18 protein-coding genes and 1 tRNA gene are annotated in these 22,959 nt (G+C 72.5%); 13 read left to right on the top strand and 6 right to left on the bottom strand.

Annotated features, from left to right (window positions below; translation table 11 throughout):
* Positions 1 to 26 precede the first annotated feature (26 nt).
* Positions 27 to 1,460, bottom strand: coding sequence for an aminobutyraldehyde dehydrogenase (locus tag ACY3FI_RS00195; protein WP_462548701.1), 1,434 nt, complete (start codon positions 1,458 to 1,460; stop codon positions 27 to 29).
* A 124-nt stretch (positions 1,461 to 1,584) separates the two neighbouring features.
* On the opposite strand from ACY3FI_RS00195, the gene ACY3FI_RS00190 reads away from it, so the two are divergent.
* The 9 genes from ACY3FI_RS00190 to ACY3FI_RS00150 all read left to right on the top strand — a co-directional run bounded on the left by ACY3FI_RS00190 (position 1,585) and on the right by ACY3FI_RS00150 (position 11,283).
* Positions 1,585 to 2,055, top strand: a complete 471-nt coding sequence (locus tag ACY3FI_RS00190; protein ID WP_462548700.1) for an Lrp/AsnC family transcriptional regulator — start codon at positions 1,585 to 1,587, stop codon at positions 2,053 to 2,055.
* Entirely contained in the window at positions 2,052 to 3,485 is a 1,434-nt protein-coding gene (locus ACY3FI_RS00185) for an aspartate aminotransferase family protein (protein WP_462548699.1), read from the top strand. Before ACY3FI_RS00190 ends, ACY3FI_RS00185 begins: the two co-directional genes overlap by 4 nt.
* A 13-nt stretch (positions 3,486 to 3,498) precedes the next feature.
* Positions 3,499 to 4,845 (top strand): flavin monoamine oxidase family protein, encoded by a 1,347-nt coding sequence (locus ACY3FI_RS00180; protein WP_462548698.1) that lies wholly within the window; start codon positions 3,499 to 3,501, stop codon positions 4,843 to 4,845.
* Positions 4,846 to 4,849: 4 nt separating this feature from the next.
* On the top strand, positions 4,850 to 5,713 hold the full coding sequence (locus ACY3FI_RS00175; protein ID WP_462548697.1) for a phosphotransferase: 864 nt from the start codon (positions 4,850 to 4,852) through the stop codon (positions 5,711 to 5,713).
* Between the two features lie 39 nt (positions 5,714 to 5,752).
* Positions 5,753 to 6,811 (top strand): nitrilase-related carbon-nitrogen hydrolase, encoded by a 1,059-nt coding sequence (locus ACY3FI_RS00170; RefSeq protein ID WP_462548696.1) that lies wholly within the window; start codon positions 5,753 to 5,755, stop codon positions 6,809 to 6,811.
* On the top strand, positions 6,808 to 7,827 hold the full coding sequence (locus ACY3FI_RS00165) for an agmatine deiminase family protein (protein ID WP_462548695.1): 1,020 nt from the start codon (positions 6,808 to 6,810) through the stop codon (positions 7,825 to 7,827). The genes ACY3FI_RS00170 and ACY3FI_RS00165 overlap by 4 nt, the downstream gene beginning before the upstream one ends.
* Positions 7,828 to 7,965: 138 nt before the next feature.
* Complete coding sequence (locus tag ACY3FI_RS00160) at positions 7,966 to 9,393, top strand: APC family permease (protein ID WP_462548694.1); 1,428 nt, start codon at positions 7,966 to 7,968, stop codon at positions 9,391 to 9,393.
* Positions 9,390 to 10,778, top strand: coding sequence for an NAD-dependent succinate-semialdehyde dehydrogenase (locus tag ACY3FI_RS00155; protein WP_462548693.1), 1,389 nt, complete (start codon positions 9,390 to 9,392; stop codon positions 10,776 to 10,778). Before ACY3FI_RS00160 ends, ACY3FI_RS00155 begins: the two co-directional genes overlap by 4 nt.
* Before the next feature lie 31 nt (positions 10,779 to 10,809).
* Positions 10,810 to 11,283 carry a hypothetical protein gene (locus ACY3FI_RS00150; protein ID WP_462548692.1) on the top strand — a complete coding sequence of 158 codons (474 nt, stop codon included), beginning with the start codon at positions 10,810 to 10,812 and terminating at the stop codon, positions 11,281 to 11,283.
* Between the two features lie 81 nt (positions 11,284 to 11,364).
* Here ACY3FI_RS00150 and ACY3FI_RS00145 read toward each other — a convergent pair whose 3' ends face one another.
* The 3 genes from ACY3FI_RS00145 to gabT form a co-directional block, all read right to left on the bottom strand.
* Positions 11,365 to 12,735: a flavin monoamine oxidase family protein gene (locus tag ACY3FI_RS00145; protein WP_462548691.1), complete on the bottom strand. Its 1,371-nt coding sequence runs from the start codon at positions 12,733 to 12,735 to the stop codon at positions 11,365 to 11,367.
* Positions 12,732 to 14,186 carry an NAD-dependent succinate-semialdehyde dehydrogenase gene (locus ACY3FI_RS00140; RefSeq protein WP_462550379.1) on the bottom strand — a complete coding sequence of 485 codons (1,455 nt, stop codon included), beginning with the start codon at positions 14,184 to 14,186 and terminating at the stop codon, positions 12,732 to 12,734. Before ACY3FI_RS00140 ends, ACY3FI_RS00145 begins: the two co-directional genes overlap by 4 nt.
* A gap of 155 nt (positions 14,187 to 14,341) precedes the next feature.
* Complete coding sequence (gene gabT, locus ACY3FI_RS00135) at positions 14,342 to 15,703, bottom strand: 4-aminobutyrate--2-oxoglutarate transaminase (protein WP_462548690.1); 1,362 nt, start codon at positions 15,701 to 15,703, stop codon at positions 14,342 to 14,344.
* Between the two features lie 92 nt (positions 15,704 to 15,795).
* Between gabT and ACY3FI_RS00130 the strand changes: the two genes are divergently transcribed.
* Together ACY3FI_RS00130 and ACY3FI_RS00125 are read left to right on the top strand one after the other, a co-directional pair.
* Positions 15,796 to 17,340 (top strand): PucR family transcriptional regulator, encoded by a 1,545-nt coding sequence (locus ACY3FI_RS00130; protein ID WP_462548689.1) that lies wholly within the window; start codon positions 15,796 to 15,798, stop codon positions 17,338 to 17,340.
* Positions 17,341 to 17,378: 38 nt separating this feature from the next.
* Entirely contained in the window at positions 17,379 to 17,993 is a 615-nt protein-coding gene (locus ACY3FI_RS00125) for a TetR family transcriptional regulator (protein ID WP_462548688.1), read from the top strand.
* An 80-nt stretch (positions 17,994 to 18,073) separates the two neighbouring features.
* Here ACY3FI_RS00125 and ACY3FI_RS00120 read toward each other — a convergent pair whose 3' ends face one another.
* Positions 18,074 to 21,262, bottom strand: a complete 3,189-nt coding sequence (locus ACY3FI_RS00120; RefSeq protein ID WP_462548687.1) for an Ig-like domain-containing protein — start codon at positions 21,260 to 21,262, stop codon at positions 18,074 to 18,076.
* Positions 21,263 to 21,553: 291 nt separating this feature from the next.
* A tRNA-Leu gene (locus ACY3FI_RS00115) sits at positions 21,554 to 21,640 on the bottom strand.
* 86 nt (positions 21,641 to 21,726) lie between these two features.
* Here ACY3FI_RS00115 and ACY3FI_RS00110 point away from each other — a divergent pair.
* Together ACY3FI_RS00110 and ACY3FI_RS00105 are read left to right on the top strand one after the other, a co-directional pair.
* Positions 21,727 to 22,407 (top strand): FHA domain-containing protein, encoded by a 681-nt coding sequence (locus ACY3FI_RS00110; RefSeq protein WP_462548686.1) that lies wholly within the window; start codon positions 21,727 to 21,729, stop codon positions 22,405 to 22,407.
* Positions 22,404 to 22,955: an FHA domain-containing protein FhaB/FipA gene (locus ACY3FI_RS00105; protein ID WP_462548685.1), complete on the top strand. Its 552-nt coding sequence runs from the start codon at positions 22,404 to 22,406 to the stop codon at positions 22,953 to 22,955. Before ACY3FI_RS00110 ends, ACY3FI_RS00105 begins: the two co-directional genes overlap by 4 nt.
* The last annotated feature ends 4 nt before the right edge of the window (positions 22,956 to 22,959 follow it).

Below are 22,959 nucleotides of genomic sequence, written 5' to 3'. Positions count from 1 at the left end.
CCAGGGGGTGGGAGGGTCGGGAGGGGTCAGCCGATGTACGACATGACGTGCTTGACGCGGGTGTAGTCGTCGAACCCGTACTGGGACAGGTCCTTGCCGTACCCGGAGTGCCGGAAGCCCCCGTGGGGCATCTCGGCGACGATCGGGATGTGCGTGTTGATCCACACGCACCCGAAGTCGAGGTCGCGGGCGAACCGCATGGCGCGACCGTGGTCGGTGGTCCAGACCGAGCTGGCGAGCCCGTACTCGACGTCGTTCGCCATCCGGAGGGCGTCCTCCTCGGTGCGGAAGCGCTGCACGGTCTGCACGGGTCCGAAGACCTCGTCCTGCACGATGCGGTCGTCCTGGCGGAGGCCGGAGACGATGGTCGCCTCGTGGTGGAAGCCCCGGTCGCCGACGGGGTGCCCGCCGAGCTCGATGGTTGCGTGGTCGGGCAGGTCGTCGAGGAAGGACCGGACACGGGCGAGCTGCCCCGCGTTGTTCAGCGGCCCGAAGAACCCGCTCGCGCCGGTCGTCGCGTTGCGGCGTGCTTCCTCGGCGAGCGCCGCGACGAACTCGTCGTGCACGCCGTCCTGCACGAGCAGCCGGGTGGCGGCCGTGCAGTCCTGTCCGGCGTTCCAGAACCCCGCCGCGACGATCCCGGCGGCGGCAGCGGCCACGTCGACGTCGTCGAAGACCACCACGGGAGCCTTCCCGCCGAGCTCGAGGTGCGTGCGCTTGAGGTCGCCGGCGGCCGCGCGGGCGACCTCGACACCGGCGCGGACGGACCCGGTCACCGAGACGAGCTGCGGGGTCGGGTGGTCGATCATCGCGGCCCCGGTCGTCCGGTCGCCGAGCACGACGTTGAGGACGCCCGGCGGCAGGTGCTCGGCAGCGACCTCCGCGAGCAGGAGGGTGCTGAGCGGTGTGGTGTCGCTCGGCTTGAGCACGGTCGTGTTGCCCGCGGCGATCGCCGGCGCGATCTTCCAGACCGCCATGTTGAGGGGGTAGTTCCACGGGGTGACCTGGGCGACGACGCCGATCGGCTCGCGGCGGACGAAGGACGTGTGGTCGGCGAGGTACTCCCCCGCACTCCGGCCCTCGAGGTTCCGTGCGGCACCCGCGAAGAAGCGGAGCTGGTCGACCGAGAGGAGGATCTCGTCCTGCACGAGCGTCGCCCGCGGCTTCCCGGTGTCCTGCGACTCGAGGTCGGCGAACTCCTCGGCGCGCTCCTCGACCGCGTCGGCGATCCGGGAGAGCGCGAGCTGGCGTTCTGCCGGGGTGGTGCGGCGCCAGGTGGTGAAGGCCCGGGAGGCGGCGGCGAACGCGGCGTCCAGGTCGGCCGGGGAGGAGACCGGCACCGCGCCGTAGACCCGCTCGTCCGTCGGGTCGACGAGCTCCATCGTCCGCTCGCCGGCGGCGTCGACGTGCTCGCCCGCGACGAAGTTCCGCAGGGGGCGGGTCGTCGTGCTGTCCGGCATGGCGGCGATACTGGCACGGATCGGGGAGGTTCGGAAGACTTGTAACAACGGAAATCGTTGCGAAACAGGGAGTTCACAACGGAATCCCTTGCATGGCCTCCACTCCGCTGCCATGCTGTGCGGCATGGCGGCAGCACCACGACGTCCGGGTCCGATCGACGACACCTCGAAGCGGATCATCGAACAGCTTCAGGCCGACGGACGCCGTCCGTACGGCGAGATCGGCAAGGCCGTGGGGCTGAGCGAGGCTGCGGTCCGGCAGCGGGTCCAGAAGCTGACCGAGACGGGCGTCATGCAGATCGTCGCCGTGACCGACCCGCTGCAGCTCGGCTTCCACCGCCAGGCGATGATCGGGATCCGGGTCGAGGGCGACACGAGGAAGGTGGCCGACGCCCTCGAGCAGCTCGCCGCGGTCGACTACCTCGTGATGACCGCCGGCAGCTTCGACCTCATGGTCGAGGTCGTCTGCGAGGACGACGACGACCTCATCGAACTGCTCAACGGCACGATCCGGGCGATCCCGGGCGTGACCGGCACCGAGACGTTCGTCTACCTGCAACTCCGCAAACAGCTCTACGACTGGGGAACGCGATGACCATCTCCGAACAGCCCACCACCCGCCTGGGTTCCTACGACCCGTTCGCCGCGGTCGACGACGCCGACCTGCAGCGGAAGTCCCGCGACCACCTGTGGATGCACTTCGCCCGGCACGGCGCGAACCAGGCCGGGGCCGACGTGCCGATCATGGTGCGGGGCGACGGCCACATGGTCTACGACAGCCACGGCAAGGGCTACATCGACGGGCTCTCCGGCCTGTTCGTCGTCGCCGCCGGCCACGGTCGGAAGCGCCTGGCCGAGATGGCCGCGAAGCAGGCCGAGACGCTGTCCTTCTTCCCGATCTGGTCGTACGCGCACCCCGCCGCGATCGAGCTCGCCGACCGGCTGGCCGACCACGCTCCGGGCGACCTCAACAAGGTGTTCTTCTCGACCGGTGGCGGCGAGGCCGTCGAGACCGCGTTCAAGCTCGCGAAGTACTACTGGAAGCTGCGCGGCAAGCCGATGAAGCACAAGGTGATCTCCCGCGCGGTCGCCTACCACGGCACCCCGCAGGGTGCCCTCGCGATCACGGGCATCCCCGCGATGAAGCAGATGTTCGAGCCGCTCACGCCGGGTGGCTTCCGGGTGCCGAACACGAACTACTACCGCGCCGACGAGATGGGCTTCCCCGGTGGCACGGAGGAGGAGTTCGGCGTCTGGGCGGCCGAGCGCATCCGCGAGATGATCGAGTTCGAGGGACCCGACACCGTCGCCGCGGTCTTCCTCGAACCGGTGCAGAACTCCGGCGGCTGCTTCACCCCGCCGCCCGGCTACTTCCAGCGCGTCCGCGAGATCTGCGACGAGTACGACGTGCTGCTCGTGTCCGACGAGGTGATCTGCGCCTTCGGTCGGATCGGCACCATGTTCGCGTGCGACACCTACGACTTCGTGCCGGACATGATCACCTGCGCGAAGGCGATGACCTCGGGCTACTCCCCGATCGGCGCGACCATCATCAGCGACAAGCTGTTCGAGCCCTTCTCGAAGGGTGACACGACCTTCTACCACGGCTACACGTTCGGCGGGCACCCGGTCTCCGCAGCCGTCGCGGTGGAGAACCTCGACATCTTCGAGGAGGAGGGGCTGCTCGCGAACGTGCAGCAGAACGCCCCGCTGTTCAAGGCGGAGCTCGACACGCTCCGCGACCTGCCGATCGTCGGCGACGTCCGCGGTGCCGGGTACTTCTACGGGATCGAGCTCGTGAAGGACAAGGCGACGAAGACGACCTTCGACGCCGCCGAGTCCGAGCGGCTGCTCCGCGGGTTCCTGTCGAAGGCACTGTTCGACGCCGGGCTCTACTGCCGCGCGGACGACCGGGGCGACCCCGTCGTGCAGCTCGCACCGCCGCTCACCGTCGGGCAGCCCGAGTTCCGCGAGATCACCTCGATCCTGCGGAGCGTGCTGTCCGAGGCCGCGTCCAAGATCTGACCGGAGCACGCTGATGGGCGCGGACGTCATGGTGGTGGGAGCCGGCGTCGCGGGGCTGGCGGCGGCCCGGGCACTCGTGCTGGGCGGCACGAGCGTCGTCGTGCTCGAGGCCAGGGAGCGGATCGGCGGCCGCACCTGGACGGACGACGCGCTCGGCGTGCCGGTCGACCTCGGCGCCTCGTGGATCCACGGCGTCGACGGCAACCCGCTCTGGGCGCTGGCGCCCCGGTTCGGCATCGAGACCGTCGAGTACACCGTCGGCAGCTTCCAGTTCGACGGTCGACCGATCGCCTGGCACGACCCGTCCGGCGCGCGACTGTCGCCCGAGGCGCAGGAGTCCTTCGTCGCCGACCTGCACACCCTCGACGCCCGGCTGCCGGACGTGCTCGCCGCGGTCCCGACCGGCACGTCGTACGCCGAGGCGGTCGACCGGGTCCTCGCTGCCCTGGGCTGGTCGGGCGACCGCGCCGACCGGGTCCGCGAGTACGTCGCGCACCGGTCGGAGGACCTCTGCGGGGCCCCGGTCACGGTGCTCGACGCGCACGGGCTCGAGGACGAGCACGTCCCCGGGGATGAGGTCGTCTTCCCCCGCGGGTACGGGCAGTACGCCGCAGCCCTCGCCGCCGGGCTCGACGTCCGCACGGGTGCCGCCGTGACCTCGGTGGTGCACGACGACGAGCGCGTCCGCGTGACGACGTCCGACGGTTCGACGTTCTGCGCCCGCGACGTGGTCGTGACGGTCCCCCTCGGAGTGCTGCACGCCGGTGCCGTCACGTTCGACCCGCCGCTCGACCCGGTGGTCCGCGGAGCCGTCGACCGGCTCGGGATGGGCGTCTACGACAAGGTGTTCCTCCGGTTCGCCGAGCGGTTCTGGGGCGACGACTGGGTGGTCCGGCAGCAGGGGCCGGGCGGCGTCGACTGGCACTCCTGGTACGACGTGTCCCGGGCGACCGGCGAGCCCGTGCTCGCGGCGCTGCTCGGCGGGGGCGGTGCCCGCCGCATCGAGACCCTGTCCGACGACGAGGTCGTGGCCGAGGGGCTCGTGGCGCTCCGGCGAATGTTCGGCGACGTCCCCGAGCCCGAGGCGGTCCGGATCACCCGGTGGGCGGCGGACCCCTTCGCCCGCGGGTCGTACTCCTACCTGCACGTCGGGGCATCGGCCACCGACCACGACCTGCTCGCCACCCCGACCGGGCGCGTGCAGCTCGCCGGCGAGGCCACCTGGGGCGACGACCCCGCGACCGTGCACGGTGCGCTGCTGTCCGGGCTACGGGCGGCATCGCGGCTGCTCGGCCACGAGGTCGACCCGCTCGAGCTCGCCGCACCGCTGCCGACGGCGCCGATCGGAGCGGTAGCGTGACCGGATGGGGTGGCGGGGCACCGGACTGACCGCGGAGCAGGGGGCGTTCGTCGCGAGCGTCGTCCCGGACGTCGAGGTGCTCGCCGACGAGTCCTGGGGGCTGCTCGACACGCAGGTGCTGCACGTGCGGGGTCGTGACGGGGAGCGCACGGTCAAGGCCTGCGGCCCGGAGAACACCCACTTCCCGCGGGAGCTGCACGCGCACCGGCACTGGACGGCCGGCCTCGTCCACACCCGCCACACCTCGGCGCTGCTCGCGGTGGACGAGGGACTCCGCGTGCTCGTGCTCGACCGCGTCCCCGGGCAGCTCGCGCTCGGGGCGTCGGCCGAGACCGATCCGGACGTGCACCGACAGGCCGGAGCGGTGCTCCGCCGGTTGCATGACCAGCACGGCGAGCGCGACGACATGTACGCCGACCGGGAGCGTCGGAAGGCCCTCGGCGCCCTCGACCGACCGCACCGGATCGCACCCGAGGCGGTCGACCGCGCGCGGGCGCTGCTCAGCGAGCCCGACGACGCACCGGTCACCGTCGTGCCGACCCACGGCGACTGGCACCCACGGAACTGGATCGTCGACCACGGGCGACTCATGGCCATCGACTTCGGTCGTGCGGCCCTCCGGCCCCCGGCGAGCGACCTCACGCGACTCGCCGTCCTGCACTGGGCGGACGACCCCGGGCTCGAGCAGGCGTTCTTCGCGGGCTACGGACCAGACCCGCGTGCCGACGACCCGCCGGCCTGGCGGCTGCTGCAGCTGCGCGAAGCCGTCGGGACCGCGGTGTGGGCGTTCATGGTGGGGGACGCGGCGTTCGAGGCGCAGGGGCACCGGATGCTCGACGACGCCCTCGCCGCGTTCGACAACCGTTGAGGTCTTGCGCCTGTTGATCGTGTGATCAACAATGGCGGCATGGACGTCATCACCGCCGAGCCGCTCCGGTCTCCCCTGCACGAGGACACCGCCGCTCCCCGCCGCCGCGCGCGGGTCGCCCTCGTGCAGACCCGCTGGCACGAGGATCCCGACGAGCACCGCGCCGTGCTCGCCGACGGCATCTCATGCGCCGCCACCGCCGGTGCCGTCGCGGTGTTCCTCCCCGAGCTCACACTGTCCCGGTACCCCGGCGACACCCCCGCCGCCGGCACACCGAAGGACGGCGCGGAGTCGCTCGTCGACGGCCCGACGGTCACCTTCGCCCGCGAGCAGGCGGCAGCGCACGGCGTCCACGTGCACGCCTCGCTGTACGAGCGGCCCGGCGAGGACGACCAGCCCGAGGACCCGCGCGGCTACAACACCGCGATCGTCGTCGCGCCCGACGGCACGCTCGTCGGCCGGACCCGCAAGACCCACATCCCGATCAGTGCCGGGTACCACGAGGACACGTACTTCCGTCCGGGTGCCGACGCCGACCCGTTCCCGGTGCACGATGTCGCCGGGATGCGCGTTGGGCTGCCGACGTGCTGGGACGAGTGGTTCCCCGAGGTCGCGCGGGCGTACGGCCTCGCCGGGGCCGAGGTGCTGGCGTACCCGACCGCCATCGGCTCCGAGCCGACGTTCCCGGACTTCGACACCGCGCCGATCTGGCGACAGGTGATCGTGGCGAACGGGATCACCGCCGGGCAGCACATGGTCGTGCCGAACCGGTGGGGCGACGAGGGTGCCCTGACCTTCTACGGCTCGTCGTTCATCTCGGACCCGTTCGGCCGGGTGCTCGTCGAGGCGCCGCGCGACGCCGACGCGGTCCTCGTCGCGGACCTCGACCTCGACGCCCGGACGGAATGGCTGCGCCTGTTCCCCTTCCCCCTGACCCGGCGACCCGACCTGTACGGCCGCCTCGTCGAACCGGTCGACCCCGTGCGCGACGGGCACGGCGCGGTCGAGGCGAGTCGCGCCTCCTGGACGGCGCGCGCCTCCGAGACGACGGCCCACGCAGCCACCCCGGCCCACGCCGACGCGACGGCCCGCGCATGAGCTGGCGGATGCCGGCCGAGACGGCGCCGCAGGAGCGGACCTGGATGGCGTTCCCCCGACCCGGCCTCACCCTCGGGGACGACGCGGCGAGCGCCGAGGCCGCCCGGCATGCCTGGGCCACCACGGCCAACACCGTCAGCGAGCACCAGCCGGTCACCGTCGTCGTCGACCCGGTGACCCGCGCGGACGCCGACCGGCTGCTCTCCGGCGCAGTCGACGTGCTCGAGACGCCACTCGACGACTTCTGGATGCGCGACATCGGACCGACGTTCGTCGTCGACGACGACACGGGCGAGGTCAGCGCCGTCGACTGGGTGTTCAACGGCTGGGGCGCGAACGCCTGGTCCACGTGGACCCGCGACGCAGCGGTCGCCGGCACCGTGGCGGAGGCGGCCGGTGTGGTGCGGATCCCGTCGCTCCTCGTGAACGAGGGCGGGGCGATCCACGTCGACGGCCGCGGGACGGTGCTCGTCACGGAGACCGTGCAGCTCGACCCGCGTCGGAACCCGTACGCGGACCGCGAGCGCGTCGAGCAGGAGCTCGCCCGGACGATCGGCGCGACCGACGTCGTCTGGCTGCCACGCGGGCTGACCCGCGACTACGACGGCCTCGGCACCCGCGGGCACGTCGACATGGTCGCCACGTTCGCGGCGCCCGACGTCGTGCTGCTGCACGGGCAGCCGGACCCGGGCCACCCGGACCACCTCGTGATGCCGCTCGTCCGTCGGGCGCTCGAGGAGTCGACGGACGCCGAGGTCGTCGAGCTGCCGGCACCGTCGACCCTCGTCGACGAAGGCGGCCCGGTGGACTGGAACTACGTCAACCACGTGGTGGTGAACGATGCGGTCATCGCCTGCGGGTTCGGGGACCCGGCGGCCGACGACCGGGCGCGTGGGATCCTCGCCGAGGTCTACCCGGGCCGCACCGTCCACACGATCGACGCTCGGGAGGTCTTCGCCCGTGGCGGCGGCCTGCACTGCATCACCCAGCAGCAACCGGTGGCGCCCTCGCACTGAGGGCCAGTGCCGCGGTGTACAGACCGGACCCGACCGCTGTACACCGTGGCCGGTCCGCCGGGGTCCGCGCCGTCGGTACCGTACCCGCACACCACGGCACGGGCGAGGAAGCCCGACCACGACCACGAGGGAAGACACATGGCCTCGACCATCGCCCGCTCCGCCCCGTCGACCGCGTCCCGGAGCAGTTCCCTGAAGCGCAACCTCGGCCTGTGGGCGATCGTCGGGCTCGGGCTCGGGTACATGACCCCGACGGTCGTCTTCGACACCTTCGGCATCGTCTCCGACGAGACCGACGGCGCGGTGCCGAGCGCCTACGTGATCGCGCTCGTGATCATGCTCCTCACCGCGATCAGCTACGGGAAGATGGTCCGCGTCTACCCGGCCGCCGGGTCGGCGTACACGTACGTGCGGGAGTCGATGCACCCGAACCTCGGCTTCATGGTGGGCTGGGCCTCGCTGCTCGACTACCTGCTGCTCCCGATGGTCAACGCGCTGATCATCCGGCTCTACCTCGAGCAGGTCTTCCCGGCCGTGCCGCCGTGGGTCACGGTCGTCGCCTACACGGTGTTCGTCACGACCGTCATCTGCCTGTCGATGCGCGGCACGTCGAACCTCAACATGGTGCTGCTGGTCGGGGCGATCCTGGCGATGATCGCCTTCGTGGTCTTCGCGGTCATCGAGCTCGTCCGCGGAGCCGGAGCGGGCACCGTCGTCAGCGCCCAGCCGTTCGTGCACGACGGGGTCACGATGAGCGCGCTGCTCACCGGCGCGACCGTCGTCTGCTTCTCGTTCATCGGGTTCGACGCGGTCACGATGTACACCGAGGAGGCGAAGTCGGTCCGGATCATGCCGAAGGCGATCATGCTGACGGTGCTGCTCGGTGGCCTGATCTTCCTCGTGTCCGCGTACTTCGCGCAGCTCCGCTTCCCCACCAACGCCCCGTTCGGCGAGTTCACCGACGACCCACTGCCCCAGATCGGTCTGCTCGTCGGCGGCAAGGTCTTCCAGGCCGTCCTCGTCGCCGCCGGGTTCATCGCCGCGCTGGCGTCCGGCCTCGCCTCGCACGCGAGCGTCGCCCGCATGCTCATGGTGATGGGGCGCAACAACGTGCTGCCGCGGAAGGTGTTCGGTTACGTGCACCCCCGGACCCGCACGCCGCTGCCGAACGTGATCATCGTCGGGCTCGTCACGCTCCTCGCGATGACCTTCTCGCTCGACACGATCTCGTCGTACATCAACTTCGGCGCGCTGATCGCCTTCACCTTCGTCAACGCGACCGTGATCATGCACTTCGCGATCCGCCAGGGCCGCCGGAAGACCGCGGGCGACCGCTTCAAGTACATCGTCCTGCCCGGCCTGGCGATGGTGCTCACCGGGGTCCTCTGGTCGCAGCTCCACGCCGATGCGCTGATCGCAGGAGGAGTATGGGCGGCGATCGGCTTCGTCTACCTCCTCGTCATCACCAAGGGCCTCCGGGTCCTGCCGAAGAGCTTCGACGAGAACCAGCCCGTCACGGGCGTCAACAAGCAACTGACCGACCAGCACGCCGAGGAGAGCGCATGACCGACACCGCGACCGGTACGGACACCGTCTACGCCGTCACCGACCCCAGCACCGGCGAGCTCCTGCGGTCGTTCCCGACCATCGGCGACGACGACCTGCGCGCAGCGATCGACCGCGCGGACCGCGCACACGCCGACGACACGAGCAGCGTGGCCGACCGCGCCGCGATCGTGCACCGCGTCGCCGAGCTGTACCGGGAGCGCCGCGAGGACCTCGCCGCCACGATCGTCCGCGAGATGGCGAAGCCGCTCGACCAGGCCCTCGGCGAGGTGGACTTCTGCGCCGACATCTACGACTGGTACGCCGACCACGCCGAGGCCCTGCTCGCCGACCAGCCGATCGACCTCGCCGAGGGCAGCGCGGGCAGCGCCTTCGTACGGAAGACCTCGGTCGGCGTGCTGCTCGGCATCATGCCGTGGAACTTCCCCGCCTACCAGATCGCCCGGTTCGCCGGCCCGAACCTGCTCGTCGGCAACACCGTCCTCCTGAAGCACGCGCCGCAGTGCCCGGAGTCCGCACTCGCGATCGAGGGCATCTTCCACGAGGCCGGCTTCCCCGATGGGGCCTACACGAACGTCTTCGCGACGAACGAGCAGGTCGCCGAGATCATCGCCGACCCGCGCGTGCAGGGCGTCTCGCTCACCGGCTCCGCACGTGCCGGAGCAGCCGTCGCCGAGATCGCCGGGCGCAACCTGACGAAGGTCGTGCTCGAGCTCGGCGGGTCCGACCCGTTCGTCCTGCTCTCCACCGACGACCTCGACGCCGTCGTCGAGTCCGCCGTCGCGACCCGGCTCGAGGGCAACGGCCAGGTGTGCAACGCCGCCAAGCGCTTCCTCGTCGCCGACCACCTGTACGACGACTTCCTCGAGCGCTTCGCCGCCGCGATGGCCGCCGTCGCTCCGACCGACCCGTCCGTGCCGGGTGCCGAGCTCGGCCCGCTCTCCTCGTCGGCCGCGGCCGACCGGCTCGCGGAGCAGTTGGCCGCTGCGGTCGACCAGGGCGCCACCGTCGTCACCGGCGGGCAGCGCACTGGCAACGCCTTCACGCCGACCGTCCTGACCGGAGTGACGCCGGCGAACGACGCCTACCGCGAGGAGTTCTTCGGCCCGGTCGCCGTCGTGCACCGGGTGGCCGACGAGGACGAGGCCGTCCGCATCGCGAACGACACCCCGTACGGCCTCGGCTCGTACCTCTTCACGACCGACCCCGACCAGGCGATGCGGGTGGCGGACCGGATCGAGGCCGGCATGGTCTACGTCAACATCGTCGGCGCGGACAGCCCGGAGCTGCCGTTCGGCGGCGTGAAGGCAAGCGGGTTCGGTCGCGAGCTCGGGACGTTCGGCATCGACGAGTTCGTCAACAAGAAGCTCATCCGCATCGGCTGACGGCGCCGGGCGGTGGCTCTAGGCTCGCCTCATGACCGCCCCCGAGACCCTGCCGCCCGCCACCCGGACCCGCCCCGCGCTCGTCACCGTCGCGGTCGCCGCCTGGCTCGTGGTCGCGGTCGTGAACGTGGTGGCAGCGGCGGCCCGGGCCCTCGTCGCCGTCGCGTCCGGTGCGGACTCCCCCGGCATGACGATCGTCCAGGCCGTCATCGCCCTGGTGCTCTGGGCGCTCTTCGCCTGGGGCGCACTCCGGCTGTCGAAGGGCTCCTCCCGCGCCCGCTTCTGGCTCGCCGTCTTCGGTGCGCTCGGCTTCCTGGGGGCCGTCGCGCCGCCGTACGGCCTCGGCACCGTGAACGGCGTCCTGCTCGGGGCCGCCGCCGTGCTGCCGTACCTGCCCGTGTCACGGCCGTTCTTCCCGCGGACGGTCCGCCGGACGAAGGCGGCGGAGCCGCGCGTCGTCGGTTGGGACCCGGAGACCGGCGAGCCGATCCGCGAACGTCCCTGAGGACTGCTGACGCGACCCACAGACGGACGGGAGGCGCGGTGCCAGCCGGCACCGCGCCTCCCGTCCGTTCCGTGGTCGCGCCTACTGCGCCGCAGCGGTCTGCGGGATCGCCGCGGCGATCTCCTCGGCCACCTCGCGTCCGATCCGCACCGCACCGTCGACGTGCTGGTACCCGTGCCCGGCCAGGTCGCTCGACGCGAACCGCACCGGACCGACGGCCGCACGCTGGTCGGCCCCGTACCGGACGAGTCCGCCGAGGTCGAAGCTCGCCGCGTACGCGCCGCGGGTCCACTCCTCGGTGCCCCAGTCGCTCTCGTAGTAGACGACGGGCCGGAGCGCCTCGTCGCCGTAGTAGTGCGCGAGCGAGGCGAGGACGCGGGCCTTGCGCTCCGCTGGCGTCAGCGCGAAGACGTCGTCGGCGTGCTGGTCGGAGACGAAGCCGACGAGGGTGCCCTGCGGCGACCCGTGGAGCGTGTTGTCGTACGCCTCGTGCACGAGCTCGTAGGGGCTGAACGCGGTGCCGGAGAGGCCGGCGTCGCGCCAGAACGGCCGGTCGTAGACGGCGTGCACCTTGATGACGAAGCCCATCGACAGGTGCTGGTGGAGCTGGTGCTGCCGGCGCGGGAGCGGGGGCTCGTAGGAGATCCGCGAGTACAGGGGCGGCGGCACGGCGACGAGGGCCTGGCGGGCGTGCACCTCGACACCGCCGTCGGCGATCGCGACCACGCCGTCCCCGCCCCAGCGGAGCGTGCGGACGGGCGCGTTCAGGTGCACGTCGTCGCCGAGGCGCGCGGCGAGCCGCTCGGAGACCTGCTGCATCCCGCCGACGACGCGCTTGTCGAGGATGAAGTCGGCGTCGACGAGGTTCGAGAAGCTGCCGGCCGAGGCCGCCATGAGGAGTGCCTGCAGGGCGGAGAAGGCGTGCGCTGGCTTGGTGAGCATCGCGCCGGCGATGAAGAGCTCGACGTTGTCCGTCGCGACCCGGTCGTCGCTGAGCCCGTGCAGCCAGGCCCGGAAGGAGACCTCGTCGAGCGCGGCGGCGTCCGGCGACTCCCACGGCCGGGACGGGTCGACCCGGGCGACGTACTCGTCGACGACCTGCACGAGCCGCTCGATCTCGTTCGCGGTCGCCTCCGGCAGCGGGAAGATGTCGCCGGTGTACTCGGTGCGGGTGCCGTCGGCGTCGATGTAGACGCTCGAGCCCTCCCGGTACCGGTCGTACGTCTCGAGGCCGAGCTCCTCGAGGGTCTCGAGCAGCGCGGTCTGGTCCGGGGAGACCCACTGCCCGCCGATCTCGAGCGTGACGCCCTCGATCTCGTCGGTCCACGTCCGGCCGCCGACGCGGTCCCGGGCCTCGAGGACCGCGACGGAGTACCCGCGGTCCCGCAGTCGGTTCGCGGCGGTCAGGCCGGTGACGCCTGCGCCGATGATCACGACGTCGCGTTCGGTCATCGTGGTGCTCCTGTCGTGGTGAAGGGGTCCGGGGTGAGGGTGTACATGGTCTCGAGGTACTCGGCGATGCCCTCGCCGCCGCCCTCCCGGCCGAGGCCGGACTGCTTGACGCCGCCGAAGGGTGCCGAGGCGTTCGACACGACGCCGGTGTTCAGGCCGAGCATGCCCGTCTCGAGCCGCTCCATGAGGCGCTGCCCGCGGGCCGGGTCGGCCGTGCAGGCGTACCCGACGAGACCGTACTCGGTGTCGTTCGCGGCGGTGACCGCCTCGTCCTCGGTGCGGAAGGTGCGGACGGCGAGGACCGGCCCGAAGACCTCCTCGTGCAGGATGTCGCTGCCGGGTCGTACGTCGGTGAGGACGGTCGGCGCGTAGAAGGTTCCGGGTCCGTCGAGGGCGTGTCCGCCGGTCGTGACGGTGGCACCGCGCTCGACGGCGTCCGTGACGAGCCGGTGCACCTTGGCGACCGCGCGGTCGTCGATGAGCGGTCCGATGGCCACCCCGTCCTCGGTGCCGCGACCGACGGGCATCGCGGCGACGCGGGCGGTGACCCGCTCGACGAACGCCTCGGCGACGTCCTCGTGCACGAGGAACCGGTTCGCGGCGGTGCAGGCCTGCCCGGTGTTCCGGAACTTCGCGGCCAGCGCGGCCTCGACGGCGAGGTCGAGGTCGGCGTCCGCGAACACGAGGAACGGGGCGTTGCCGCCGAGCTCCATGCTCGTCCGGAGCACGGTCTGCGCCGCCTGGGCGAGCAGGGTCCGGCCGACGGGCGTGGACCCGGTGAAGGACAGCTTGCGGAGGCGCGGGTCGGCGATCACCGGCTCGGACAGGGCGGCCGCGCGGGTGGTGGCGACGACGTTGACGACCCCGGCCGGGACCCCGGCCTCGAGCAGCAGGTCGGCGAACAGCAGCGTCGTGAGCGGGGTGAGCTCGGCGGGCTTGACGACGACGGTGCAGCCCGCGGCGAGCGCCGGCGCGATCTTCCGGGTCGCCATGGCGAGCGGGAAGTTCCACGGGGTGATCAGGAACGCCGGCCCGACGGGCTTGTGCGTGACGATCGCGCGGCCGGTGCCCTCGGGGTTCGTGCCGTACGAGCCGCCGATCCGGACGGCCTCCTCGGAGAACCAGCGCAGGAACTCGCCGCCGTAGGTGACCTCGCCCCGAGCCTCGGCGAGCGGCTTGCCCATCTCGAGCGTCATGAGCAGGGCGAACTCCTCGCGGCGCTCCTGCAGCAGGTCGAACGCGCGGCGGAGGACCTCGGCGCGCTGCCGGGGCGGGGTGGTCGCCCACCCGGCACGGGCTCGGTCGGCGGCGGCGAGGGCGCGGAGGCCGTCCTCGGGTCCGGCGTCGGCGACCTCGAGGAGCACGGCGCCGGTGGCGGGGTCGTGGACGGGGAACGTCCGGCCGTCGGCCGCCGGTTCCCAGGTGCCGTCGACCAGGAGGCGCGCAGGCACCCGGTCGAGGACGGCGCGGCCGGCGTCGGTCAGGTCGGCCGCGGGGGCGGTGGTGGTCGCGTCCGCCGCGCCCGCTGCGGTCGCGTCGGTCGTGGTCGTTCCGGCTGCGGTCGCGTCGGTCGTGGTCGTTCCGGCTGCGGTCGCGTCGGTGGCGGTCACGAGGCGGCCAGCCCGTCGAGCACGACCGACAGGCCGTCGCGCAGCAACTCGTCCGAGATCGCGAGCGGCGGCAGGAAGCGCACGACGTTGCCGTACGTCCCCGCGGTCAGCGCGATGACGCCGTGCTCGTACGCGTACCGCACGACCCGGCCGGTCAACGCCGCGTCGGGCTCGCCGGTCGCCGGGTCGACGAGTTCCATCGCGACCATCGCCCCGCGGCCCCGGACGTCGCCGATGCGCGGGTCGGACGCCTGGGCCGTGTGGAGCCCGTCGAGCAGGACGGCTCCGATCTCCTGCGCCCGCTCGACCAGCCCGTCGTGCTCGAAGGCGTCGAGCGCGGCGAGGGCGGCCGCGCAGGCGATCGGGTTGCCGCCGTACGTGCCGCCGAGGCCACCGACGTGTGCGGCGTCCATCACCTCGGCGCGGCCGGTGACGGCGGAGAGCGGCAGGCCGCCGGCCATGCCCTTCGCGGTGGTGACCACGTCGGGCACGACGCCCTCGTGCTCGCAGGCGAACATGGCCCCGGTGCGGGCGAACCCGGTCTGCACCTCGTCGGCGATGAACACGACGTCGTTGGCGGTCGTCCATTCGCTGATCGCGGCGAGGAACCCGGGTGCGGGGACCACGAACCCGCCCTCGCCCTGGATCGGCTCGACGAGCACGGCGGCGGTGTTCTCGGCGCCGACCTGCTTCTCGATCTGGCTGATGGCGCGGGCGGCCGCCTCGGCGCCGGTGAGCCCGTCCCGGAACGGGTAGGACATCGGGACGCGGTACACCTCGGGGGCGAACGGCCCGAAGCCGTTCTTGTAGGGCTGGTTCTTCGCGGTGAGCGCCATCGTCAGGTTCGTCCGACCGTGATAGGCGTGGTCGAACACCACGACCGCCTGCCGACCGGTGTGCTTGCGGGCGATCTTCACCGCGTTCTCGACGGCCTCGGCTCCGGAGTTGAACAGGGCGGTCCGCTTCTCGTGGTCTCCGGGGGTGAGCCGGTTGAGCGTCTCGGCGACCCGGACGTACCCGTCGTAGGCGGCGATCGTGAAGCAGGTGTGCGTGAAGGCGGCGACCTGCTCCGTGACCGCGGCGACCACGGCCGGGTGCGCGTTCCCGACGCTCGTCACGGCGATGCCGGACCCGAGGTCGACGAGCGAGTTGCCGTCCGCGTCGACCACGACGCCGCCGCCCGCGGCGACGACCGCGATCGGCACCGCCACCCCGACGCCCGCGGCGACCGCGGCGGACTTCCGGGCGAGCAGCTCCTGCGATCGCGGACCCGGCACGGCGGTCACGAGCCGGCGTTCCTGCGGCAGGTCGGGGCCGCCGGTGGGTGCGGTGGTCGGAGGTGCTGCGGTGGAGGACATGCGGCGATGGTAGGAGCGTGCGGGGCGACCGGCGGCTGTCCACCGCGTACACCGGATCGGTGGCGGATCGCCCTCGTGGATAGGGTGATGACGTGCCCGCATCGCTGCGCTCCCTCCTGCACCGCGCCGACCTCCGCCTGCGGCTGCTGACCCCGGCGGTCGACGACGCGGTGCTCGACGCGCCGCTCTCGTGGTTGCACAGCTCGGACCTCGCCGACCCCACCCCGTTCCTCTCCCCCGGACAGGGCCTGCTCACCACGGGCACGCAGTTCGGCGGTGACGCCGAGGTGACGGACGAGGTGGCTGACGCCTACGTGTCGCGGCTCCGCGAGCACGGCGTCACGGCGCTCGGCTTCGGCACCGAGGTGGTCCGCGCCGGGACCCCGGACAGCCTGGTGACCGCGTGCGAACGACACGGGACGGCACTGTTCGAGGTGCCCTACGAGACGTCGTTCATCGCCGTCGCCCAGGCGAACGCGGACGCCGTCGCGCGCGAGGCGAACGCCCGGAACGCCTGGGCCCTCGCCGCGCAGCGCGCCATCTCCCTCGCGGCGATGCGACCCGACGGCCTCGGCGCGACGATCGCCGAGCTCTCCCGGCAGCTCGACGGCTGGGTCGGGCTGTTCGACGTCTCCGGGCGCCTCGACCGCGGGTTCCCGGAGGACACCGTGTCCGACGACGACCTGGACCTCCTCCGCACCGAGTCCCTCCGCCTGCTCCGCTCGGGCCAGCGGGCGAGCCTGCCGGTCCAGCGCGGGCAGCGGGACGGGTGGACGCTGCAGACGCTCGGCACCGGCGGACACCTCAGCGGCGTCCTCGCCATCGCCAACGGCGGGGCGCTCGACCGTGCCGGACGCGAGGTCGTCACCGCCGTCATCGCCCTCGCCGGCCTCGCGCTCCAGCAGAACCGGGAGCTCGCCCGGGCACGCGGACTCCTGCGGACCGGGCTCCTCACGATGCTGTCGGTCGGTGACCCCGCGGTCGTGGACGCGACCTCGCGGCAGGTCTGGGGCCCGCTGCCGCCCGAACCGGTGCGGATCGCGGCCGTCGACGTCCCCGACGCCGACCTCGACGCGGTCGTCGACCTGCTCGAACTGCTCGTGCAGGACCGGCCCGGCCGGCTGTTCTTCGCCGTCGACGACGCCCTCTTCCTCTGCGTCGCAGCCGACGACACCGGGCTCGTCGAGGACCTCGTCGCCCGCTTCGACCTCCGCGCCGGGCTGTCCGACGGCGCATCGCACCGGGCCTTCGGGCGGGCGCGGACCGAGGCGGTGCAGGCCCTCGACCGTCGCCGCGAGGGCTCGACCGGCACGACCGAGTTCGGTGACCTCGCCCGCGAGGGGGTCCTCGCCCACCTCGCACACGTCGACGTCGACGCCGGTGCGGTCGCCCGAGCCGTGCTCGCCCCACTCCGCGACCACGACCGTGTTGCGGGCACCGAGCTCACCCGGACCGTCCGCACCTGGCTCGAACAAGACTGTGAGTACGACCGCACCGCGCAGACCCTCGGCGTGCACCGGCACACGGCCCGGTCCCGGGTCGAGCACGCCGGGCGGCTCCTCGAGCGGGACCTCTCCTCCTTCGCCACGCGCGCTGACCTGTGGGCGGCGTTCGTCGTCGACCACCCCGAGCCGTGACGCCGACGCGAGGGGGCGGGACGCCTCCGCCGGACGACGTGCCGTCCTCCCCCGCCCGGCGCCGTCGCAGCCCGGCGGAGCGCGAGGCGCAGATCGCGAGCACCGCGATCCAGGTCGCCCGAGCCGACGGACTGGCCGCGGTGACGCTCCGGGGGGTCGCCGCGGCCGCCGGCGTCGCCCCGTCGCTCGTGGCGCACTACCGACCGAGCATGGAGGAGCTGGTCGGCGAGACCTTCCGCACCGTGGCGAGCGCCGAGGTCACCGAGGTCCGCGCGGTGGTCGCAGCCGAGCACGACGCCGTCGCCCGGCTCCGCGCCCTGCTCGCCGCGGTCGCCGACCCCGCTCGGGACGACGTCGCGACGCTCTGGGCCGACGCGTGGAGCATCGGCCGCACCAACGACTCGCTCGCCGCTGCCGCACGTGACGTCATGGACGACTGGCAGCGGCTCGCCACCGAGGTCGTGTCCGCCGGCGTCCACGAGGGGGCGATGCACACCGACGACCCCGGCGCCGTCGGGCGCCTCCTGTTCGCTCTCGTGGACGCGACGAACGGCTACGCCCTGGTCGGTTACCTCGACCGGCCGACGCGCGAGGGCCTGGTCCGCGCCTCGGTGGCGCGCGCCGTGGGACTCGACCCTGCCCGGCTCGCCTGAGGACGCCGTGGACCGTCCGGACGACGGACGGGAGGCGCGGTGCCGGTCGGCACCGTCCTCCCGTCCGTCAGTCGGTCACCTCAGACGTGTCGGCCGCCCTGGCGACGTCGCCGCGCGAGCAGGAGCACCCCGCCGGTCGCGAGCATGACGAGCGCGCCGACACCCGGCCAGAGCAGCTCGGCACCGGTGAACGCGAGCTTCCCGGGCGTCGTCGTGGGCGCCGCGGCCGTCGGACGCGGGTCTGCCGGCGCGGCCGCGGGCAGGGCTGCCGCCGCTCCGTGGTACGCCACGGTCACGGTGGCCCAGACCGCGTCTCCCGAGGCGTCCCACACCATGTACTCGACGGGCGTCGGGTTGCGGGTGGCGTCGGCCTCCGGGGTGAAGGGGATCCCACCAGTCGCGGGGTCCACGGTCCAGGTGCCCTGCCCGGCGACCGCCAGCGAGGTGACCGGGTGCCGGTCGGCGTCGAGCAGCCGGACCGTGCGGGCGTCGACGTTGCGCGAGTCGTTCGCGGTGACGTCGACCGTCACGGTCTCGCCGGCAGCGTGGTCGAGCGAGGAGTCGTCGACGGCCATCGGTGCGTAGACGACCGTGATCGTCGACTCCGTCGCGTGGCCGGCTCGGTCGGCCACGCGGTAGCGGACCGCGGTGGGGTTGCCCGTGAAGGCGGCGCGCGGCGTGAAGGTCACGCGGCCGGTGGCGGGGTCGACCGCCCACGTGCCCTCACCGGCGACGGCGAGCGTGGTGACCGGCTCCCCGGCTGCGTCGAGCAGTCGGACCGACGTCGGGTCGAGCGTGGTCGAGTCGTTCCCGGTCACGTCGACCACGACCGGCTGGCCGAGAGCGTTCCCGGCGGACCGGTCGGCGACGGCGCGCGGCAGGAAGCCGACGGTCACCGTCGATCGCACCCGCTGTCCGAACGCATCCGCCGCGGTGTACTCGACCGGCGTCGGTGCGCCCGTGTAACCGGCCTCGGGGGTGAACGTCACGGCGCCGGAGTCCGATGCGACGGACCAGGTGCCCTGCCCGGCGACGACCCGTTCGACCGTCGGGTCTCCGTGCTCGTCCACGAGTCGGACCGAGGTGCGCTCGAGCCCCGCGGAGTCGTTCGCGAGCACGTCGACGACGACGGGCTCGCCCGGGGTTGGGCCGACGGCGCTGTCCGGGGCGGCGACCGGGGTGTACGCCACCTGCAGCGGGGCACTCGCGGTGTGGCCCTGGCCGTCGCCGACGACGTAGGTCACCGGGTCCGGGTTGCCCGTGAACCCGTCGAACGGGCTGAAGGTGACCCGGCCACCGGTGGTGTCCACCGACCACGTGCCCTGCCCGGGCACGGTGAGTCCGGTCACGAGGGAGCCGTCGGCTGCCCGGAGCCGGACCGAGGCGGGGTCGACGTTCGCCGAGTCGTTCGCGGTCACGTCGACCGTGACGGCCTCGCCGATGGTCCGACCGAGCACCTCGTCGGCATGCGCGACGGGCGAGAAGCCCACGGTGACGCGCGCGGTGACGACGTGACCCGCGCCGTCGTCGACCCGGTACCGGACCGGGGTCGGGTTGCCCGTGAAGCCGTCGGCCGGGGTGAAGGTCACGACGCCCGAGGTGGCGTCGACACGCCACGTCCCCTCACCGTCGACCGCCAGGGTCCGGACCGGGTCGCCGTCGGCGTCGAGGAGCTGCACCGTCGAGCGGTCCACGTTCGCAGAGTCGTTCGCGACGACGTCGACCTCCGCCGGACGACCGGGCTCGTGCCCGGTCGAGACGTCGTCCGCCGCGGTCGGCAGGTAGGTGACGACGACCTGGGCGCGCGCGGTCAGCCCGCGGGCGTCCGCCATCTCGTAGGTCACCGGAGCAGGGTTGCCGGTGAAGCCGGGTGCGGGTGTGAAGGTGACGGAGCCCGCGCCGGTGTCGACCGACCAGTCGCCCACCCCGACCACGTGCAGGGTGGAGACCCGGGCGCCACCGGCGTCGATGAGCTGCAGCGTCGACGGGTCGAGGGACCCGTCGTCGTTCCGCGCGACGTCCACCGTCACGGGGCCGCCAGGGGCGCTGACCGTCGGGGCGTCGGTGGTGGCGACGGGACGCGGCTTCACGGCGTTGGTGAAGGAGCAGTCGACCGAGGCGACGCTGCTCGGGATCGTGAACGTGCCGGTCGTGCCCGTGCCGTCGACGATCGGTGCGCCGGTCGAGGGGTCGGTGCAGCGCCAGGTGGTGGTGTAGTTCGCCGCCTTCGTCGTGGACGACGCCGGGGTCTGGGTGATCGTGTACGGCTGCTCCAGCCCCGGCAGGAGGAGCATCGGGCCCGCGGTGGCGGTCGGGCTCGCGGAGGTCGTCGTGGCCGAGTTGTTCTTCGTGACGCCGTTGCCGGTCAGGGTGACGGTGAACTGGTCACCCGGGTCGAACGTGGTCGTCGGGCGCGCGACCGAGACCGAACCGGTGTACGGCAGTGCGTTGCTGCCCATGTCGGTGACGGGGGCGCCGACGGTCGCCCGGCTCTCCACCTCACCCGTGGTCGGGTTCACCTTGAGGAAGGCGTTCGAGCCGCTGCCAGCGACGTAGAGGTAGCCGTCGTCGCCGAACGCCATCGAGTTCAGGGCGACGCCCGTCGTGATCGAGCCGCCGACCTGCGACGCTGCGGCGGCCTTCCCGCTCGTGAGGTCCGCCGCGTTGATGCGGTAGATCTGCGCGGCGGAGGCGTTGCTCTTGACGAAGTACATGTTGCCCTGGCCGTCGAACGCCAGGTCGCCGTTCGTGCCGTCGGCACCGACAGCCGTCGCGGAGACGATCGTCCCGGTGTTCTTGTGGGTCACCGGGTCGTAGCTCGCGAACTTGAACGACGTGGTGGAGGTGCCGTCGACACCGCCGTACCAGTACCTGCCGGTCTTCGGGTCGACACCGCCCATGTTGTTCGTGACCCCGGTGGTGCGGGTGGTCGTGATGACGTTCCCGGAGTCGACGTCGACCTCGTAGACGTTCGCCGAGTCGGTGAAGAACACGGTCGCGCCGTCGGACGAGACACCGAGCTGGTTGATCGACGTCTTCGCGTTCGTCGGCAGGGCGATGCGCTTGACGAACGTGCCGTCCTTGCGGTTGATCTCCACGACGCCGGTGCCGTCCGAGGTCGTCGCGTAGAGCATCGACTTCGAGAACGGTTCGGCGGCGGAGGCGGTCTGCGGCAGGGCGACGACCGCCCCGGCGACGACGAGCCCCACCACGAGGGCGGAGGTGATCCGGGCGACGGGCGGGCACGACGGACGTGCGGCATCGGGCATGCGCAAGAGCGGGGTCCTGACGGGAGTTCGGGTTCGGGTGACGGCGCCGCCCGGGGGTGTCACGAGCGGGGCCTGGCTCATCGTGGCCGATGTCTGCCCGGCGGCGCAGCCGAAACCCCCGGACTGGGGCCGCTCCCGGCGGTCCCCCGTTCTGGGGACCGGGCACGCGCGGAACCGGACCGGCGGGGCGGGCGCGCGCCGTGCCTCCAGACCGGGCGGGACCGGCGTCCGGACGACCGCACCCGGGAATGCGAGAAGGCCCCCGGATCACTCCGGGGGCCTTCTGCTGCGTGGTGCGCGAGGGGGGACTTGAACCCCCACGCCGTTTCCAGCACACGGACCTGAACCGTGCGCGTCTACCAATTCCGCCACTCGCGCCAGCCCCAGAACACTACCACGCACAGACGGAGCCGAACGCCACCCACTACCATGCAGAGGTCGACGACCGAGAACACTGGAGACCCATGGGCCTGTTGGACAGCTTCGAGCGGGGACTGGAGCGCGCCGTGAACGGCGCGTTCGCCAAGACCTTCCGCTCCGGCGTGCAGCCCGTCGAGATCTCGAGCGCCCTCCGCCGCGAGCTCGACACGAAGGCGGCGGTGGTGTCGCGCGAGCGCATCCTCGTGCCGAACGAGTTCACCGTGCGCCTCTCGCCGCCCGACTTCACGCGCATGAACGACGTGGGTCGCCCGCTCGTCGACGAACTCACCCAGATGGTGCAGCAGCACGCGGTCGCGCAGAACTACTCGTTCTCCGGACCGGTCACCATCCGGCTGCAGCAGGACGGCACGCTCTCGACGGGGATCCTGCAGATCGACTCCACCACGGTGCAGCGCGACGTCGCGTGGGTCGCGGTCCTCGACATCGGGTCGCAGCGTCACAAGCTCCAGCGCGGACGCACCGTCATCGGTCGCGGGACCGATGCCGACATCACCGTCGCCGACACCGGCACCAGCCGGCAGCACGTCGAGGTGATCTGGGACGGCAAGCACGCCCAGGCCAACGACCTCGGCTCGACGAACGGCTCGAAACTGAACGGCGAGCGCTTCTCGCAGGCCATCGTTGAGCCGGATTCCACGATCGAGATCGGTCGTACCCGTATGGTGTTCCGGGTGATCCCCGAGAACGACGGAGGTACCAGGTGACCACAGGGCTGACCCTGCTCGTCCTGCGCTTCGCGTTCCTCGCGGTGCTCTGGCTGTTCGTCTTCGTCATCGTCTTCGCACTGCGGAGCGACCTGTTCGGCCAGCGCGTGCGCCAGATCCCCACGGACCCGAAGGCCGCTCCGGGCGGTCCGACCACGCCCGCGGTGCCCTCCGCAGCCGCACCCGCCGCGGCGTCCGGCAGCGCGTTCACGGAACTCATCGGCCAGTCGACGGGGACGCAGCAGCCCGCCGGGCCGGCTCCGACCCGCCTCGTGATCACCGAGGGCTCGCGCGAGGGCATGGAGATGCCCCTGGGCGGCGGTCCGATCACCATCGGTCGCTCGAGCGAGTCGAACGTCGTCATCCGTGACGACTACACGTCCACCAACCACGCCCGCCTCGACCTCCGTGCCGAGGGCTGGCTCCTCACCGACCTCGAGTCGACGAACGGCACGTTCGTGAACGGTCAGAAGGTGACCGCCCCCGTCTTCATCGCGGAGCGGACGCCCATCACGATCGGGACGACGACGTTCGAGCTGCGGCGGTAACCGG

Source organism: Curtobacterium sp. RM9 (assembly GCF_054956955.1).
This window is presented reverse-complemented; position numbering and strand designations above follow the sequence as displayed.

What these genes read in the sequence shown, in the direction of transcription:
- ACY3FI_RS00195 (WP_462548701.1), bottom strand. Translation starts at nt 1,460, where the DNA reads ATGCCGGACAGCACGACGACCCGCCCCCTGCGGAACTTCGTCGCGGGC.
- ACY3FI_RS00190 (WP_462548700.1), top strand. Translation starts at nt 1,585, where the DNA reads ATGGCGGCAGCACCACGACGTCCGGGTCCGATCGACGACACCTCGAAG.
- ACY3FI_RS00185 (WP_462548699.1), top strand. Translation starts at nt 2,052, where the DNA reads ATGACCATCTCCGAACAGCCCACCACCCGCCTGGGTTCCTACGACCCG.
- ACY3FI_RS00180 (WP_462548698.1), top strand. Translation starts at nt 3,499, where the DNA reads ATGGGCGCGGACGTCATGGTGGTGGGAGCCGGCGTCGCGGGGCTGGCG.
- ACY3FI_RS00175 (WP_462548697.1), top strand. Translation starts at nt 4,850, where the DNA reads ATGGGGTGGCGGGGCACCGGACTGACCGCGGAGCAGGGGGCGTTCGTC.
- ACY3FI_RS00170 (WP_462548696.1), top strand. Translation starts at nt 5,753, where the DNA reads ATGGACGTCATCACCGCCGAGCCGCTCCGGTCTCCCCTGCACGAGGAC.
- ACY3FI_RS00165 (WP_462548695.1), top strand. Translation starts at nt 6,808, where the DNA reads ATGAGCTGGCGGATGCCGGCCGAGACGGCGCCGCAGGAGCGGACCTGG.
- ACY3FI_RS00160 (WP_462548694.1), top strand. Translation starts at nt 7,966, where the DNA reads ATGGCCTCGACCATCGCCCGCTCCGCCCCGTCGACCGCGTCCCGGAGC.
- ACY3FI_RS00155 (WP_462548693.1), top strand. Translation starts at nt 9,390, where the DNA reads ATGACCGACACCGCGACCGGTACGGACACCGTCTACGCCGTCACCGAC.
- ACY3FI_RS00150 (WP_462548692.1), top strand. Translation starts at nt 10,810, where the DNA reads ATGACCGCCCCCGAGACCCTGCCGCCCGCCACCCGGACCCGCCCCGCG.
- ACY3FI_RS00145 (WP_462548691.1), bottom strand. Translation starts at nt 12,735, where the DNA reads ATGACCGAACGCGACGTCGTGATCATCGGCGCAGGCGTCACCGGCCTG.
- gabT (WP_462548690.1), bottom strand. Translation starts at nt 15,703, where the DNA reads ATGTCCTCCACCGCAGCACCTCCGACCACCGCACCCACCGGCGGCCCC.
- ACY3FI_RS00120 (WP_462548687.1), bottom strand. Translation starts at nt 21,262, where the DNA reads ATGCCCGATGCCGCACGTCCGTCGTGCCCGCCCGTCGCCCGGATCACC.
- ACY3FI_RS00110 (WP_462548686.1), top strand. Translation starts at nt 21,727, where the DNA reads ATGGGCCTGTTGGACAGCTTCGAGCGGGGACTGGAGCGCGCCGTGAAC.